Origin of the sequence: Streptomyces sp. NBC_00670, assembly GCF_036226765.1 — a bacterium.
GTDB lineage: Bacteria > Actinomycetota > Actinomycetes > Streptomycetales > Streptomycetaceae > Streptomyces.
In genome coordinates this window covers 3,178,982-3,194,476 of record NZ_CP109017.1, presented here as the reverse complement: position 1 = coordinate 3,194,476, position 15,495 = coordinate 3,178,982, and the positions used below count along the sequence as shown (strand labels likewise).

The window sequence follows — 15,495 nt, the reverse complement described above, 5'->3', positions numbered from 1 at the left end:
AATCGGCGCCGGCCGAGGACAGCTCACCCAAGCGGGGAGGGGAGCCCAAGGACCAACCTGGGTTCTCCTCCCCGCAGTGTTACGCCGGCCCGACCGAGACGCCGCCCGTCAACCCCAGCAAGGAATCTCGGTGCGCCCGTCTGTACCTCAGCCGACGACAGTCAGCCACGACGGCGAATGCGTCGACCGACCGGGCGCGCGTATGCATCGCTGCACCCCCACCTGTCTCAGCCACGCTGCCCTGTGACGTCCCCCAGAACAAGCCGCGACGGCGGAGGCGCGGCGACGAGACCGTGGCTCCTTCGCCCCGAAACGACTTGGGTGGGGGCGCCGTCTTGGCCCGATGCGGCTCTGAGCTGTGCAGATGGCCCGCTGACGTCCGCGGGCGTCAGCCGTTGTTCGTCGGCGTTGTGATTTAGTTACTGAGGTTGAACTGCTGATGTCGCTGGATTGCTCAGGCGGGTCGGATGGCCAGGCCGGTCTCGGCGAGGCAGCCGTCTATGAGGTCGCTGCGGTACTGGATGTGCCGTAGGCCGCGTCGGATGCGCTGGACGAGGTGTTCGGGAGTGCTGAACGCGACGTTGGAGAGCCAGCCGCGCCGCAGCAGTGACCAGATCCCTTCGACGGGGTTGAGGCCGGGTGCGTAGGGCGGTAGGTAGTAAATGGTCAGCCAGTCCCGGGCTGCCGCCCATTCCCGCAGGTCGGCGGCTTTGTGGACGTTCAGGTTGTCCCAGACGAGGACGATCGGGCCGCCGAGCTGCTGGTGGGCGGCGATCAGCAGGTCCCGGTAGTCGCGCCAGGAGAAGCTCTTGCGTCCGTCGCGCGGGCCGTCGTCCCGGCGCGGCCGGTAGATCAGCCGGGACCGGTGGCCTGGTTTGTAGCAGGTCAGCGCGGCGATCGATATCCGTCTGCGTGAACGGCCGCGTACCCGCACCACCGGGGTTCGGCCGCGCTGGGACCAGGTCTTCGCCTGCGGCGGCGTCATGGAGAATCCGGCCTCGTCCTCGAAGATCAGCCAGGCTCCACTCACCGCCGCGAGCCTTCCGCGCAGGGCCACACCTCCTTGACCCACCCGGCCACCGCATCGTCGTCCCGTTCCATGGCGCGTCGGGCCGGGACCTGGCAGGACCATCCGTTACGGACCAGCAGCTTGCGCACGCCCTGGACCGTGTAGGCCAGGTGGAAGCGCCGGCCGATCACCGTCTTCACGCGGCTCAGGGTCCACCGCTGGTCCTCCCAGCCGTGAGCGGCCGGGCCCTTGGCCAGCTCTGTCTCCAGCTGGGCGAACTGCTTTTGAGTCAGTCGCGGCAGCGACGCCGGCCCCTGCGACCGCAGAGCCCGCGGACCGCCCTCGTCCCACACCTGCCGCCACCGCTGCACCGAGCGGACGCTGACGCGCAGGTCCTTGGCGATCACCGAGCTCGCCTCACCCTGGGCGAACCTCTCAGCCGCCTTCAGCCGTAACTCCTCGCGGAACTGCTGCCGTTCGGCGGTCAGGCCGCCCCCTTGTGGATACCGCATGCCTTCGGTGATACCGCAGAGACGACGAGCCGTCAGCCCCTACGACACCACGAGTTCAACCTCAGTAGACACTCACTGTGTTCCGCGGCGTCACGAGTCACGGCCTTCTAGAGACGGTCAAGCCCAGGAAGATTGGCGCGTAGGCGCTTCAGGAGGGCAGCCTTGACTGCATCGTTGGCTCCTTGTCCTTCCACTGCTTTGCGCGGAGCGATTTCTAGCGCCGCCTTGCTCAGCGTGGCAGCATTGGTGCCGAGGACCATGTCTACAGCCAACGGAGCGGGGCCGCCAGCGGACGGATGCGCTCCTACATCAAACACATAAATCCAGTCGCTGGGATCGATCGTCTCATCATCCAATAGACGGTACGTCCCGTCCTGCATCAGGTTCACCGTTGGGGCGCCAAGGAAGGGTTGCCAGGAATCCCACACCGGTTTCGGTAGAACAAGGATGCAGCCCACAGAGGATGACCGCTTGGTCGCTTGAAACTTAAAAGCGACTTGATAGAATGTCCTTTTGAAGACGTTGGAAACATTAGGTCCTTCGACCTTGTTTCCAGCCCATTGAGGGTTATTTGCAAGCTGCGCGTGAAATTCGTTCGGGTGTAGACTCAGCGCGTTCGTGAGTCCGTTGACGGTCGCTTTATAACTTCCGTGGGTGTCGGTCGTTTGTAGCTCGATCACGCCATACTTGCCGAGTGCGATATTTTCGCCAGGGATCCCTGTCCCTATAAGCGACTGCTCGTCCGACTGGATGATTTCGGCGACAGTCACGTCGAATGATACGGCAGGCGAGCCGGAAGTTTTCGGCAGGCCGATCTCGCCACCCAACTTCCCTTGGAAATAGACGAAGGTTCTAACATTTGGGTCGCTCAGGCCGGCGAGTGTCTGATCCCTGACTTCGGGGTTTTCCAGGACCGGTGCGGCCTGGATGACGACCGTATGGTTGTCATCGACGGAAAAAAGGCGCCTAACCATCTCTTCTAGCAGGTTATCATCAAGAGCCCTGAATGGGCACACCAGCCAGTCCTGGCGAGGGCCGTTACTGACTGAGCTGATTGTGCAGACTCCGGCGGAATTCCTGCGGTCTTCCCTATCTTCGTCGCTTTTTACACAACGCTGTGAGGAGCCGAGTGCCTTCGTCAGGAATGGGCACCTATGGCTGACCTGATCGGACAATGCCTCGGATGACCCTGAAACGATGGGGAATACTCGATGCCCGAACCATTCTGAGACGTGGGGCCGGCTGGCGTTGGCGTAACTAGCGGAGACGTCGTGGATGGGATGCGTCATAGGAGCTGAGCCTAGGGCAATCGGCCCATCCGGTGCAGGGGGAAGATCAAAAATTGAGCATGGCCTGCTCAATCAGCTCCCCGTGACTGCCGATGAGGGGTACCGGTCGTCGGCTGAAGGGCTTGTCCAGCCGCTCGCCCAGCTCCCCGGACAAGCAGCGTCGCACCTCGGCTGCGATGGCTTCAGCCAACGGGACAGGCACGGCGTTACCGACCTGCTCATATTGGCTGGAGCGGGTTCCATGGAAAATGAAGTTGTCCGGGAAACCTTGAAGGCGTGCAGCTTCGCGAATGCTGATCGTTCGGTCCTGCTCAGGGTGTGTGTACTCGCCAGTCTTCGGGTCGCGGAACCTCGTCACAACGGAGCGCGGAATCCCATCCCAGGTCATGCGGCGGTACCGGCGTGTGTGATCTTTCCTCTTAGCTCGTTGCATACCAGGGGGGAGGAGATCGTAAGGTAGATCGCGCCAATCCTGGCCGGGCTTAAGCAGTGCCAACCGTTCAAGGTTTACCGCTGAGAGTGCAGCGGCGTAATGGTTGTATAGCTCGGTTGTAAGCCCTTGACGCATCGTCTTCTGGTATGCAGACTCCGGGTTTCCCCTGTAGACGTCTGATTGTCCTCCTGCTTCAATTGCTGGGAGGTCGCCAAGCGCTTCGCGGGCGGTCACGAAACCTCTGAGCTCTTCAGGGAGAATGCTGCAATTGGGAAGTAGGTGGCCGATTGGGCTGGAGCCATGTGTAGGTTGAGGGAATCCGTATCCATGCGGAATTCCGAGGTCTTCTCGCCACGCAACGATGATGAGCCGCCAGCGCATCTGGGGAGCGCCGTAAGCCGCTGCTAGAAGCTCGGCGCATGAAGCTTCATAACCAATCTTCTTGAGGCCTTCAAGGATGGCGCGAAGGTATGCGCCATTGGCGAGGGTGACGAGACCCGGAACGTTTTCGATAACGATCGCTTTCGGTCTAAGCGCTGCTCCGACCCTCAATACCTCTTTGAATAGATTATTCCGCTCATCCCATATCACTCGTGAACCAAGCATCGAGAATCCCTGGCATGGTGGTCCTGCGAAGAGCACGTCGAGTTCGTCAACTTTGATGGCCGCGGTATTCGCGATCTTTTCTGCGTCGAGCTCTTTGAGGTCCGCAGCCAAGAATTGACCTGGAAGGTTCGCGGCGTGAGTTTCTCCGTACATGGGGTGAAGATCAACCGACAGGCGGAGGTTGAAGCCAGCCCGAACGAGACCAAGTGAGGCCCCGCCAGCTCCGCTGAAGAGGTCGATTGCGGTGGGTTGCGGGTGCATCGCCTGCTGAGGGCCACCATCCGTCTTACTCATATGGTTCTTCCTTACCGCCAGGGAACCTGGGGCCGTCGCTATGGCCGTTCCCACCGTGGACTCAATGTCGTTGGTGACTGACGCACGGGCCGTAACGGTCCTTTGATCGCCAGTGCGACAGCATAAGTGAAGGCTGTGACATCCGAGGCTGGAAGCGGGTCAGACAGGGGTGTGCACGCGGGACGCTGTGTCTAAACGCACGTTCTGGCAGGGTGCGACGGGCACGTCGGCCGTACCCCAGACGGACTACTTCTCTGGCGTCAGGCGGCTGGTCGCTCTGAGCGCGGCACGGGCGCCGGCCGGGCTGGAGCGGGGCGGAGACAGGAGCGCAGGCCCGGCCGGGGGCCGTGCCGCGCGCGGGGAGCGGAGCGAGCCGCCTTGATGATGGAGAGAAGGTTTTATCCCGTTGGGATGAGGTGCTTGCCGTCGTGGCTTCGGATGTGGGGGCCATTGCCGTCCAAGGCGTCCAGGAGTCTGACTGAGTAGACCTCGGACATGCGGGCGCTGACCTCGTCCGGGGTGAGCCAGGAAACCGCGGTGGACTCGCTGGACGTGCGTTCTGTGCCGCCGGAGGGCTTGCAGCGGAAGACCAGGGCGATGACGCCTCGGGTCATGTTCTTGTAGACGCCGGTGAGCTCGTCGACCTCGACGTGGATGCCGGTCTCCTCGAGGACCTCGCGAGCTACGCCGGCCTCCGGGGTCTCGTCGAGTTCGAGGATGCCGCCGGGGAGTTCCCAGGTGCCGTTGTCGGCTCGGCGGATCGCCAGGAGGCGGCCGTCCTCGCGCACCACCGCGCCGGCTACGGACACGGAGTGCAGGGTAGGGGCGCTCGCTTCCTGTGGTTGACTCATGCAGAGGAGCATAGGAGGCGGGCAAGGACTGTGGGAACTGCGGCGGGAGGGGTCGGTTCCGGGCCTCGGTACGTGCAGATCGCGGATGAGATCGTGCAGCAGATCCGGGCGGGGGTCCTCAAGCCCGGTGACATGGTGCCGAGTGAGTCCGAGCTGGTGGAGCGCTATGGCGTGTCCGGTGGGACGATCCGTAAGGCCATGGTCGAGGTACGGGCGAGTGGGCTGGTCGAGACCCGGCACGGCAAGGGCTCGATCGTGAAGAACCGGCCCCCGGTGCGCCACCGCTCCTCCGACCGCTTCCGGCGCTCGCTCCGGCAGGGAGGGCAGGCGGCCTACCTTGCGGAGTCCGCGCAATCCGGGGCCGCGGCCAAGGTGAGCGTCCTCTACATCGGCCCCATGGAGGCGCCCGAGGATGCCGCCGAGCGGTTGGGTGTTTCCGCCGGGACACAAGTGCTGGCTCGTCGGCGCCTGTACTTCCGTAACGGCACACCGGTCGAGACCGCCACGTCCTACCTGCCCTGGGACGTCGTGAAGGACATCCCTGAGCTGTTCGCCGAGAACCCCGGTGGGGGTGGCATCTACGCTCGGCTCGAAGACCACGGGCACGAGTTCGCGGAGTTCGTCGAGACGCTGCAAGCGCGGCCGGCCTCCAAGGCGGAGGCGGTGGAGCTGGCGTTGAGCCCGGGTGCTCCGGTGGTCCACCTGATCCGGGAGGCCCGTACGACCGCGGGTCTGGTGGTCGAGGTGTGCGACACCCTCATGGCTGCTGACCAGTTCGTTTTCGAGTACCGGATCCCTGCGGACGACTGACGCCCGCTCAACTCCTCACGACCCGCCGCGCGTTCTTCTTCGTGGCGGGTTGACTCATGTACAGGAGTGATGCACTCTTCTTCCTGTCACTCATATACATGAGTGGCGGAGTTCGGCACCTATAGAGGAGTGATCCTGTGCGTCAGATTCCCGTCGACACCTCTGGCGCGGTCGTGATGGTCGCCAAGCCCCCGCAGGTCAAGGTGCGTGATCGCCGTACCGGCGAGATTGCCACCGACGCTGAGACCGGGGCGCGACTGATGACGGTGGACGTGATGTTCGCGGCGAACGAGGAGGTGGAGATTCTTTCCATCACGGTCCCGGAGCCGGGCATCTCCGGTGAGCTGGCCATGGGCACGCCTGTCGCGCTGACCGGTCTGATCGCCCGTCCGTGGGAGAACGACTTCAACGGCCAGAGGCGGCACGGCATCGCGTTCCGCGCGGTCGCGGTCACGTCGCTCGTCGGCGCCGCCGCTGGGTCCAAGGCGGCGTGATCGTGACCGGCCTTGCGGTCGCTTTGGTGCTGGTCGTCGCCGCCGTGGGTCTCCTGCGGTGGCGGCGCCCCGCCTGGTACTGGTTGACCTTCGGGGTCACGCTGGCCGTGGTGCGGGTCCTGGTCAGGTACGGCTCGGTCATGGACGCGTGCGGGCTGACCGTCCCGCCCGCCCGGTGGCGGCTCGCCCTCGCACGGGCGGCCAACCGGCCGGTGCCGGAGCCGCGTCCGCCGCGCATCCTGCGCCTGCGGCCGACCCGTACGGGTTTGGTGCTGCGGCTCAAGCTTCGACCCGGACAGGACGCCTTCGACATCGCCGCGGCCTCGGACCGGCTCCGGCATTCGTTCTCGATGTACGGCGTGACCTCGCGGGAACTGCGTTCCGGCGTCGTCGAGGTGCGGATGACCGGGTACGACGTGCTCAAGCGGGTGCAGATGCCGGCCGAGACCGAGCGGCGTCCCATGCGGGTCCCGGTCGCGCTGCGGGAGGACGGTTCGGTGCACTACCGCGACTACCGGGCGATACCCCATGCCCTCACCCTCGGCGCCACGGAGTCCGGGAAGTCCGTCTACCAGCGGAACCTGGTCGCCGGGCTCGCTCCGATGGACGTCGCCCTCGTCGGCATCGACTGCAAGCAGGGGGTGGAGCTGTTCCCGCTGGCCCGCCGGTTCTCCGCGCTGGCCGACAACCCGGATGACGCCGCCGAGGTGCTGGATGCGCTGGTATCCCGGATGGCGGACGTCTACCGACTCATCCGCGACCAACAGCGGATCACCTCCGACGTGCCCGATGCGGAGATCGCCGCCGACATCTGGGATCTGCCGGAGGAACTGCGCCCGACCCCGGTCGTTGTGCTGGTCGACGAGGTTGCCGAACTCGCCCTGTACGCAAGCAAGGAGGAGGAGAAGCGGCGGGACCGCATCGTCACCGCGCTGGTCCGTCTCGCCCAGCTCGGCCGCGCGGCCGGCATCTACCTGGAAATCTGCGGGCAGCGCTTCGGTTCCGAACTCGGCAAGGGCATCACGATGCTCCGTGCCCAGCTCACGGGCCGTACCGCCCACCGCGTCAACGACGAGTCCTCCGCGAACATGGCCTTCGGTGACATCTCGCCGGACGCCGTACTCGCCGCCATCCAGATCCCGGCCGAGATGCGGGGGCTCGCCGTCTCGGGCGACTCCTCCGGCGGGTGGCATCGCATCCGCGCCCCGCACACCTCGCTCCGCCAGGCCGTGAACATCTGCAATCGGCACGCCGACCGGACCCCGGACCTGCCCGAGCTGGCGCCGTTCCGGCCCGCGCTCCTCGACTCCGGCTCCGACGTGGCGCCTGTGCCGCTGGTCAAGGCTTCCTCGGCCACCGCCTGACCCCTTCGGCTCCTCCTCGGCCGGCGTGACCGTCTTCGCGCCACGTCCCTACCCCGCCATGCCTAGAGAAGGGAGAACCCCGCCATGTGCCCGAACTGCGAGGACTTCGCCCGGACCGTGCTCCTGCTCGGCCAACTCGCCCTGTACGGCGATATGACCGGCGCCGACCTGGACTTCGTGGACGCCGTGAGCCCGTCCCTCGCCGCGTCGCTGCCCGAGCCGCCGTTCGACATGTTCCCGGACGGCTACGGTCCCGACGCCCCGGACGACGTCTGATGGGCGCCCGTCACGGCCTCCGGGTCGACGCGGTCCTGATTCAGGCCGTGATCGCCGGTGCCCTGTCCTTCGCCCACCTGCACGACCTGGCCGCCGCTGCCGGACAGGACGGCTGGAAGGCGTGGGCCTACCCGGTCAGCGTCGACCTGCTCCTCGTCGCTGCGTGGCGGCGGCTGCGCAGTGAGGGGCCGTCCCGGCTGGCCTGGTGCTGGTTCGTCGTCGCGCTGTTCGCCTCGCTCGGCGCGAACGTCGCCACCGCCGGGTTCCTCGACCTGGCCGATCCGCCCGCCCTGCTCCGCCTCGGCATCGCCGGATGGCCCGCGCTCGCCTTCCTCGGCGGCACGCTCCTCGCCCACTCGCCGGAGCCGGAGCCGGAGCCGGAGCCGTCGACGCCCGTCGCGGACGTGGGGGAGGTCGTGCATCTGGTCGAGCAGTCGCTTCCGGATGCCGATCGCGTGTCGGCCACGGAAGACGCGCCCGAGCCCGGCACGGCCCCCGCCCCTCCCGCTCCTGCCCCCGCTCCCGCGCCTCCGGTCCCCGCCGTCCTCGTCGACCACGCCCGCAAGGTCGCCGACGAGTACCGCGCCCGTACCGGCGCCCCCATCGACTCCGACACCCTGCGCTCCCGCCTCGGCGTCCCGCCCCACCTCGCCGAAGCCATCGCCGCCCACCTCGCCTGACCAGCAAGAAAGGACGACCGATGACCCACGACCCGGCTGACCTCACCGCCGCCGAATACCTCGACGGCGCCCGTGAGATGACCGCCGCCGACCGGCCCTTCCTCGCTCACCTGCTCGCCGAGGAGGCCGCCCGGCTCACCGCTGACCCGGCCACCGCGGCCGGTATCCGCACCGCCTTTCCCGCCCCTGACACGGCCCGAGAGGAGACCGACTGACATGCCCGCCCGCGACCACTTCCACTCCGTGATGCGGATCGGCCCGGTGCAGATCGGCACGCACCGCGACCGCAACGGCCGGACCACCCATGCCGCCGTGTGCACAGCGGACGGCTGCGGCTGGTCCGCCGACTACTCCAGCCGTTCCGCCGCCCAGCTCGCCGCCCGCACCCACCGCTGCCGTATCCGCTAGGAGGCCACCGCCATGCAGGTCCCGCTCTGGCTCGCGCTGCTCGTCGTCGGCTACCTCGGCGTCAAGCTCTTCCGGCCGCCCGCCTGGCTGATCGCCGTCGTCCTGCTCGGCGGCTTCCTCCTCGCCGACAGCGTCCTCGCCCCGGCCATCAACGCCCTCGTCAAGTAACCCCTCCGCGAAAGGACGTCACCGATGCTCCGCCCGAAGATCCCCACCATGCCCACCCCGACCGGCTTCACCGCACCGCGCACCGCCGCCGTCGTCGAGCCGACCACCGCCGTCCCGAACGTGACGACCTCGCCGGCCGTCCCGACCACTCCGGCGCCGTCCCGTCCGGTCGTCCAGCTCACCCCTGGTACCGCCCTCGCCCTCGTCGGCGTCGGCACCGCCGTCGTCCTGGTCGTCGGCGCCGTCCTCGTCTCGATGCTCCTGGCCGTCGCCATCACCGGCGCATCCGTCGCCGTCTGCGCCGTCGTCCTGCGCTCCCTGGTCACCGCCGACGCCAAACGCCGCTGACCGGCCCCGGGCGGCCTCGATACCGCCAAGCATCCGCCGCCCGGGAGCCGTCCCCACCGATCGATCTCGCAACCGGAAGGAACCCTCAGCATGGCCCACCGGGCCGCATCCGCGACACCCAAGGCGACCACGTCCGCCCACCCGCTCGACCCGATCACCCTCGGCGACGTCCTCCGGGTGGCCTCGGCCTCCGACTACACCCGCTGGGAGGACCAGATTCGCCGTACCGGCGGCTGCTCCGACCCGATCCACCTGACCGGCTGGACGCTCACCAAGGACAAGACCACCGGTGAGACGCTGCACCACTACTCCACCGAGAACGAGCCGGGCGGACGCCTCCGCCTCGCCTGCGGCAACCGCCGGGCCTCCCGCTGCCCGTCCTGCGCCTGGACCTACGCGGGCGACACCTACCACCTGATCCGCGCCGGCCTCGCCGGGGACGACCGCCGCGACATCCCCGCCACCGTCCGCGATCACCCGCGCGTCTTCGCCACCCTCACCGCCCCGTCCTTCGGTCCGGTCCACAACCGCCCCGACCACGGCGGCCCCTGCCGTTGCGGCACCCTCCACACCCCCGACGCTCCCGAGCTGGGCACCGCCCTCGACCCGACGACGTACGACTACGCGGGTGCCGTCCTCTTCAACAACCACGCCGGACAGCTCTGGCAGCGCTTCACCACCAGGCTCCGCCGCGAACTCGCCGCCCGCGGCGGCCTGGCCCGCCGGGAGCTCGCCGACCACCTGCGCGTCTCGTACGGCAAGGTGGCCGAGTTCCAGAAGCGCGGCGCCCTGCACTTCCACGCCGTCGTACGCCTCGACGGCCCCGACGGGCCCGGTACTCCGCCGCCCGCCTGGGCAACGGCCGACGTGCTCACCGACGCGCTCCGAGCAGCCGCCGCGCACTCCTACACCTCGGTCTCCGTCCCGGCCGCCGCCGACCAACCCGCCCGGACGTTCCGCTGGGGCCGACAGCTCGACGTCCGCCCGGTCAAGGCCTTCGGGGACGGCTCCGACATCACCGAACAGGCCGTCGCCTCCTACGTCGCCAAGTACGCCACCAAAGCCGCCGAGAACACCGGCACCCTCGACCGCCGCATCGGCGAACTCTCCGAACTCGACCGCCACGGCGTCCCCGACCACACCCGGCGGCTCATCACCGCCTGCCGCGACCTCGACGCCCTGTACCCGGACCGGCGCCTCTGGGCCTGGGCACACATGCTCGGCTTCCGCGGGCACTTCTCGTCCAAGTCGCGCACCTACTCCACCACCCTCGGCGCCCTCCGTCAGGAACGCGCGGACTTCCGCGCCGCTCAAGAGGCGTCCGTCCTCGGCCTCGACGACCGCGAGCCGGACACCGTCCTCGTCCTGACCGACTGGCAGTACGCCGGCCACGGCTACACCCCGGGCGAAGCCGCCCTCGCCGCCACCATCGCCCGCGACCTCCAGACCAACCGCGAGACCGCCCGCGACGCCCTGCGTGACAACTTCACCGAGGAGGGAACCGCAGCATGACCACCGCCACCGCCACCGCTACCGCCGAACTCCTGACCGTGCCGGAGGTCATGGCCCGGCTCAAGCTCGGGCGTTCCAAGGTGTACGACCTCATCCGATCGCACCGCCTCGTCTCGATCAAAATCGACGGTGCTCGTCGCATCCCCGCTGATGCCGTCCGGGAGTTCGTCCTCGGCCAGTTGGAGGAGGCAGCCTGATGGCCACTCAGCGCAAGCGCAACCCGAACGGCGCCGGAACCATCACCAAGCGCAAGGACGGTCGCTTTCAGTGCGCGGTGTACGTCCTCCAGCCGGACGACACCCGGGCCCGGAAGTTCGCCTACGGCAAGACCTGGGCGGAGTGCGACGCCAAGCGCCGGGAGCTGCTCGACAAGGTGGACCAGGGCGTACCCGTGCCCACCAAGTCGGCCAAGCTCTCCGAGTGGCTGCCGTATTGGCTGGAGAACGTCATCAAGCCTCGGCGGAAGCTGAGCACGTACGACAAGTACGAAGCGCACGTCCGGCTCTACCTGGTGCCGCTGCTCGGCGCCAAGCGGCTTGAATCGCTGGGCGTCGCCGACGTGCGCCGTTTCCTCGTCCGCCTGGAGAACGAGACCACTGCGGCAACGGCGAAGGAGTCGCACCGGGTGCTGCGTTCGGCGCTGTCCTCGGCATGCCGCGAGGAACTGATCACGCGCAACGTGGCCAAGCTCGTCGAGCCGCCCCGGACGGATACGCCCGAGCTGCATCCGTGGACCCTCGACGAGACGCTCGACTTCCTCGCCGCGTCCCGGAAGGACCCGCTTTACGCGGCCTTCGTCCTTGCCATCGCCATGGGCCTGCGGCGCGGGGAGATCATCGGTCTTCGCTGGTCCGACGTCGACCTTGACGGGCGCGTCCTGTACGTCCGCCACCAAGTGCAGCGGCGCCGTGGTGTCCTCTACGACGACGATCCCAAGAGCCGTCGTCGCCGTGCCGTTCCGTTGCCCGCGCTCTGCATCGCGCCGCTGCGCTGGCACCGGTTGCGGCAGGTGGCTGCCCGCGCCAAGGCGGGGGAGAGGTGGCAGGAGTCGGATTACGTCTTCGCTACCTGCACCGGTCGGCCCGTCGAGCCGCGCAATCTGTACCGCTCCTTCACCCGGGTCGCCGAGTCGGCCGGCCTTCGGGTGATTCGGCTGCACGATGCTCGGCACGGGACGGCCACGCTCCTGACGGCCGCTGGGGTCGCGCCCCGCGTCGTCGTGGAAATCCTCGGGCACTCGCAGATCAGCATCACCATGGACGTGTACACGCACGTCGTGCAGGACACGCAGCGGGAGGCCATGAGCCACATGGACCGGCTGCTCAGGAAGCGGCGCCCTGGCACTCGGTAGTCGTGCCCGTTGATGTCAGAAGTGGATGTCAAAGGCCCCGGACCATGATCGGTCCGGGGCCTTTTGCCTGGTGCCCCCGGCAGGATTCGAACCTGCGACACCCGCTTTAGGAGAGCGGTGCTCTATCCCCTGAGCTACGAAGGCGGGGTATCCGTCGACGACTGTGTCCGTGGTGGGAGCGACGTGTCGTGGACAGATGGGTGAGCGGACGGTGGGGGTCTGCTCGCCGCGGCCAGTGTAGCGGGTGGCCCTGGTGGGTGTGGGGCGGGATGGTGCGGGGTGGGGTGAGGGTGGGGCTCGCCGCCACCGCCCCTACCGGCCCGCCGCCCTACCCCCCGTTGCGCGCGAGGACCAGGCGGCCGACCGGGGTCGGGGTCACCGTCACGTCGGTGAAGCCGGCGGTTCGGAGTTCTGCGGTCAGGGACTCCGCGCTCGCCACCGGCGGGATGTCGCGGCAGTCGGCGACGAGTGCGTCCAGGGTCGCGCCCAGGGGTGCGGGGGAGGAGGCGTCCGGGGGTGGGGTCAGTTCCTGTACGAGGAGGAGGCCGTCGGGGGTGAGGGCGCGCCGGAGGGCGGCCAGGGTGACCTCGCGGGTGCCGTGGGGGAAGAACGCCTGGGCCCAGTAGCAGACGGGGTAGACCGCTTCGTCGGTGAGGTGCTGGGCGTCGGCGTGGCGTACCTCCATGCGGGAGGCCACGGCGGCGGCCTTAGCCCGGTTCCGCAGTTCCTCGACGACGTCGCCGGCCCGTTCGACGCCGACCGCGCGCAGCGCCGGGTACGCCGTCACGGTGCTGAGCAGTGCTCCGCCGACCCCGCTGCCCACGTCGAGGAGCGGGCCGCCCGCGGCCAGCCGGGCGTGGTACTCCGGCAGCTCCGCGTAGGCCATGCCGAACAGGGCGCGTGAGGCGTCGGAGGGCAGCATGCCCCAGTCCCGGGCGACGACGAGCGCGTCCTCCTGCCAGTCGTACGGCGCGCTCGCCGTCAGCGCCGTACGGATGCGGGCGCGGGCCGCGTCGACGGCGTCGAGTGCGATGTCCGTGCGTATGCCGGACGGTCCGGCCTGGAGTGCGGCGAAGTCTTCGGCCAGGGTGAAGGCGGGCAGCGTTTCCGGGGTTCCGGCCGCCTCACGTACCACCCCGGCCGAGAGGAACACCTCGACGGCCCGGCGGGCGCGCTCGGCCGGGATGCCGCCGAGGCCGGCGAGGTCCTCGACGGTGACGGGCCGGGTCAGCGCCTCCAGCCACCCTTCCGACGCCGCCGCGTGCAGCAGGTCGAGCAGTTCGGCGCCCTCCGCCCACTGCCGGATACGGGCACGGGCACCGAGGGCCGCCTGCAGGGCCTCGAGTTCCGACTGCGGTTCATCCACCATGGCTCCGACGCCTCGATTCTTCCCTCGTCGACTGGGCTCGGGCAGTCACACTGCTGCGAGGGCGGCGCGGAGGCGACGCCGCCGCGCCGACGAGAATCGGTACCGGCCCCCTCGGGCAGTCCGGCCGTCGGTATCGGGCAGTCCGGCCGTCGACGGCAGGCAGTCCTGCCTTCACCAACAGGCAGTCCGGCCGTCCCCGACGTCAGGACCCCGGCAGCGTGTTCACGTACCGGACGCCCGCCGACGCGAACCCCGTTGCCGCGGTCTCCGCCGTCTTCGCGGGCACCGTGGTGCCGGAGGCGTAGTAGAGCCAGTCGACCCGCATGTCCCACGTGCGGGACGCCCCCTTGAAGGGGAGGTCGATGAACCAGGTGCTCATGTTGATCGTCATGCGTTCACGCGGGAAGTGGCGGCTGCCGCTGGTGAAGAGGGTCTCTCCGTCCACGGAATAGGTGGTCCTCCCCTTCACCGCGGTGATCGCCAGCGTGTGCCAGCCGCTGAGCTTCAGGGTGTGGGAGCTGGTGACGCGGTCGTTGCGGGTGCTGTCGCGCCAGCTGGTGGTGTCGAGACGGGGACCCAGGCTGCCCCAGCCGCCGTTCGGCATGTACTCGTAGTCGAGTTCGCTGTACTTGGACGAGGTGTGGTCGGGGGAGATGGTGAAGAGGGACTCGGCGATGTGGTCGCCGTCCTTGCCGCTCGTCGGGTCGTCGCCGAAGTACACCCGGGCGACGAGCGTGCCGGTGAAGAACGTGGGCCGGGCGGTGTGGAACTCCGCCTGCCGGGTGCCGCGCTTCGTTCCGTCCGTGCGGGCCACCAGCCGCAGGGCCTGGCCGTCCCCACGGTCCTCCTCGCCGCTCCCGTCGCCCCCGGTGCTCCCGTCGCCCGCGCCGCTCCCGCCCGCCGGGAAGCTGACGCCGGACGTCGACCACGTGTCCTCGATGCCCGGGCCGCCCTCGCCGCCGCGGACCTCCCAGCCGTTCGCCTTGAGCGCCGGGTCGTGCGGGCCCGCGTAGGCGAAGTCGTCGAAGAGGACGGACTTCGGGAGCGCGGCCGCGGCGGCCGCGGCCGCCGGCGGTGTCGTGCCGGCCGGTTCCTCGCCCCATACGCGGGTGCCGCCGAGGTAGGCGGTCACCAGCTTCGATGGTGAGTACGTGGTGTCCTCGGCGTTGAACGAGCGGTCGTTGGCCTGGTTCAGCTTCGCGTGGTCGACGCGGTAGAGCTGCAGTCCGATGCCCTGGCTGGTTCCGCCGGGCGCCAGGGTTCCCGTACCGGCCGTGAAGCCGATCTCGAGGTAGTGGTCGGCCTTCTCCGCGGGCTTGTCGAAGGCACCGGTGCGCTGGGTGACGTGCGAGCAACCGAGCGCCGTCTGCACGCAGTTGGAGCCGTACGCGGAGTCTCCGTCGGCCGTGTAGTAGTACCGCAGTGTCACGTCCGCCAGGTCCACCGTCTTCCCGGACGTGTTGATGATTTCCAGCCACGGCGCGGCCACCGTCGAGGTGGCCGGGGCGTCGGTCCGGTAACGGACCGTGAGTGCGGAGGGGTCGCCGTGCGAGGACCGCCACAGCGAGCGGAACAGCACACCCCCCGCCGCGACGACGCACACGCACAGTACGAGAACGAGCACGTTCCGTCCCCGCCTGGGGGCGCCGCGGCGGCGGCTCGGGCGGGTGTCGCGGCGGCTCACGCGGATATCCCGGCCGACCGCGGGCACGTGGCCTGGG

Annotated in this window: 18 protein-coding genes and 1 tRNA gene; 12 read left to right on the top strand and 7 right to left on the bottom strand. The window is 68.6% G+C overall.

Going from position 1 to position 15,495, the window contains the following annotated elements; all coding sequences use genetic code 11:
* Window positions 1–454 precede the first annotated feature (454 nt).
* The 4 genes from OIE12_RS33485 to OIE12_RS14130 form a co-directional block, all read right to left on the bottom strand.
* Window positions 455–1,521, bottom strand: a protein-coding gene (locus OIE12_RS33485) for an IS630 family transposase (RefSeq protein ID WP_443053820.1) whose coding sequence is annotated in 2 segments (ribosomal slippage) — window positions 455–1,075 and window positions 1,078–1,521 — 1,065 coding nt in all. Because the reading frame shifts where the segments join, the coding sequence is not laid out codon by codon here.
* 107 nt (window positions 1,522–1,628) lie between these two features.
* On the bottom strand, window positions 1,629–2,810 hold the full coding sequence (locus OIE12_RS14140) for a hypothetical protein (protein WP_329135294.1): 1,182 nt from the start codon (window positions 2,808–2,810) through the stop codon (window positions 1,629–1,631).
* 46 nt (window positions 2,811–2,856) lie between these two features.
* A complete protein-coding gene (locus OIE12_RS14135; RefSeq protein ID WP_329135292.1) occupies window positions 2,857–4,143 on the bottom strand; it encodes a DNA cytosine methyltransferase in 1,287 nt (428 codons plus the stop codon).
* 398 nt (window positions 4,144–4,541) lie between these two features.
* Window positions 4,542–5,006 carry an NUDIX hydrolase gene (locus OIE12_RS14130; protein ID WP_191854930.1) on the bottom strand — a complete coding sequence of 155 codons (465 nt, stop codon included), beginning with the start codon at window positions 5,004–5,006 and terminating at the stop codon, window positions 4,542–4,544.
* 60 nt (window positions 5,007–5,066) lie between these two features.
* On the opposite strand from OIE12_RS14130, the gene OIE12_RS14125 reads away from it, so the two are divergent.
* The 12 genes from OIE12_RS14125 (at window position 5,067) to OIE12_RS14070 (ending at window position 12,405) form a co-directional block, all read left to right on the top strand.
* Window positions 5,067–5,804 carry a GntR family transcriptional regulator gene (locus OIE12_RS14125; protein WP_329135290.1) on the top strand — a complete coding sequence of 246 codons (738 nt, stop codon included), beginning with the start codon at window positions 5,067–5,069 and terminating at the stop codon, window positions 5,802–5,804.
* A gap of 137 nt (window positions 5,805–5,941) precedes the next feature.
* A complete protein-coding gene (locus OIE12_RS14120; protein ID WP_329135288.1) occupies window positions 5,942–6,298 on the top strand; it encodes an SCO3933 family regulatory protein in 357 nt (118 codons plus the stop codon).
* Between the two features lie 2 nt (window positions 6,299–6,300).
* A complete protein-coding gene (locus tag OIE12_RS14115) occupies window positions 6,301–7,662 on the top strand; it encodes an FtsK/SpoIIIE domain-containing protein (protein ID WP_329135286.1) in 1,362 nt (453 codons plus the stop codon).
* A gap of 84 nt (window positions 7,663–7,746) precedes the next feature.
* Complete coding sequence (locus tag OIE12_RS14110; protein ID WP_329135284.1) at window positions 7,747–7,938, top strand: hypothetical protein; 192 nt, start codon at window positions 7,747–7,749, stop codon at window positions 7,936–7,938.
* Window positions 7,938–8,618 (top strand): DUF2637 domain-containing protein, encoded by a 681-nt coding sequence (locus OIE12_RS14105; RefSeq protein ID WP_329135282.1) that lies wholly within the window; start codon window positions 7,938–7,940, stop codon window positions 8,616–8,618. Before OIE12_RS14110 ends, OIE12_RS14105 begins: the two co-directional genes overlap by 1 nt.
* 20 nt (window positions 8,619–8,638) lie before the next feature.
* Window positions 8,639–8,833: a hypothetical protein gene (locus OIE12_RS14100; protein WP_329135280.1), complete on the top strand. Its 195-nt coding sequence runs from the start codon at window positions 8,639–8,641 to the stop codon at window positions 8,831–8,833.
* Between the two features lies 1 nt (window position 8,834).
* Window positions 8,835–9,026, top strand: a complete 192-nt coding sequence (locus tag OIE12_RS14095; protein ID WP_329135278.1) for a mobile element transfer protein — start codon at window positions 8,835–8,837, stop codon at window positions 9,024–9,026.
* A 12-nt stretch (window positions 9,027–9,038) separates the two neighbouring features.
* Window positions 9,039–9,194 (top strand): hypothetical protein, encoded by a 156-nt coding sequence (locus OIE12_RS14090; RefSeq protein ID WP_329135276.1) that lies wholly within the window; start codon window positions 9,039–9,041, stop codon window positions 9,192–9,194.
* Between the two features lie 24 nt (window positions 9,195–9,218).
* Window positions 9,219–9,542, top strand: coding sequence for a SpdD-like protein (locus tag OIE12_RS14085; protein WP_329135275.1), 324 nt, complete (start codon window positions 9,219–9,221; stop codon window positions 9,540–9,542).
* Between the two features lie 90 nt (window positions 9,543–9,632).
* Window positions 9,633–11,054, top strand: a complete 1,422-nt coding sequence (gene repSA / locus OIE12_RS14080; protein WP_329135272.1) for a replication initiator protein RepSA — start codon at window positions 9,633–9,635, stop codon at window positions 11,052–11,054.
* Window positions 11,051–11,251 (top strand): helix-turn-helix domain-containing protein, encoded by a 201-nt coding sequence (locus OIE12_RS14075; RefSeq protein ID WP_329135270.1) that lies wholly within the window; start codon window positions 11,051–11,053, stop codon window positions 11,249–11,251. Before repSA ends, OIE12_RS14075 begins: the two co-directional genes overlap by 4 nt.
* Window positions 11,251–12,405, top strand: coding sequence for a tyrosine-type recombinase/integrase (locus OIE12_RS14070; RefSeq protein WP_329135268.1), 1,155 nt, complete (start codon window positions 11,251–11,253; stop codon window positions 12,403–12,405). Before OIE12_RS14075 ends, OIE12_RS14070 begins: the two co-directional genes overlap by 1 nt.
* Window positions 12,406–12,473: 68 nt before the next feature.
* On the opposite strand, the gene OIE12_RS14065 is transcribed toward OIE12_RS14070, so the two are convergent.
* From OIE12_RS14065 to OIE12_RS14055, 3 genes are all read right to left on the bottom strand, one after another.
* Window positions 12,474–12,549 (bottom strand) — tRNA-Arg (locus OIE12_RS14065).
* Between the two features lie 184 nt (window positions 12,550–12,733).
* Window positions 12,734–13,774, bottom strand: a complete 1,041-nt coding sequence (locus OIE12_RS14060; protein WP_329135266.1) for an SAM-dependent methyltransferase — start codon at window positions 13,772–13,774, stop codon at window positions 12,734–12,736.
* Between the two features lie 202 nt (window positions 13,775–13,976).
* A complete protein-coding gene (locus OIE12_RS14055) occupies window positions 13,977–15,398 on the bottom strand; it encodes a cellulose binding domain-containing protein (protein WP_329135264.1) in 1,422 nt (473 codons plus the stop codon).
* Between the last annotated feature and the right edge of the window lie 97 nt (window positions 15,399–15,495).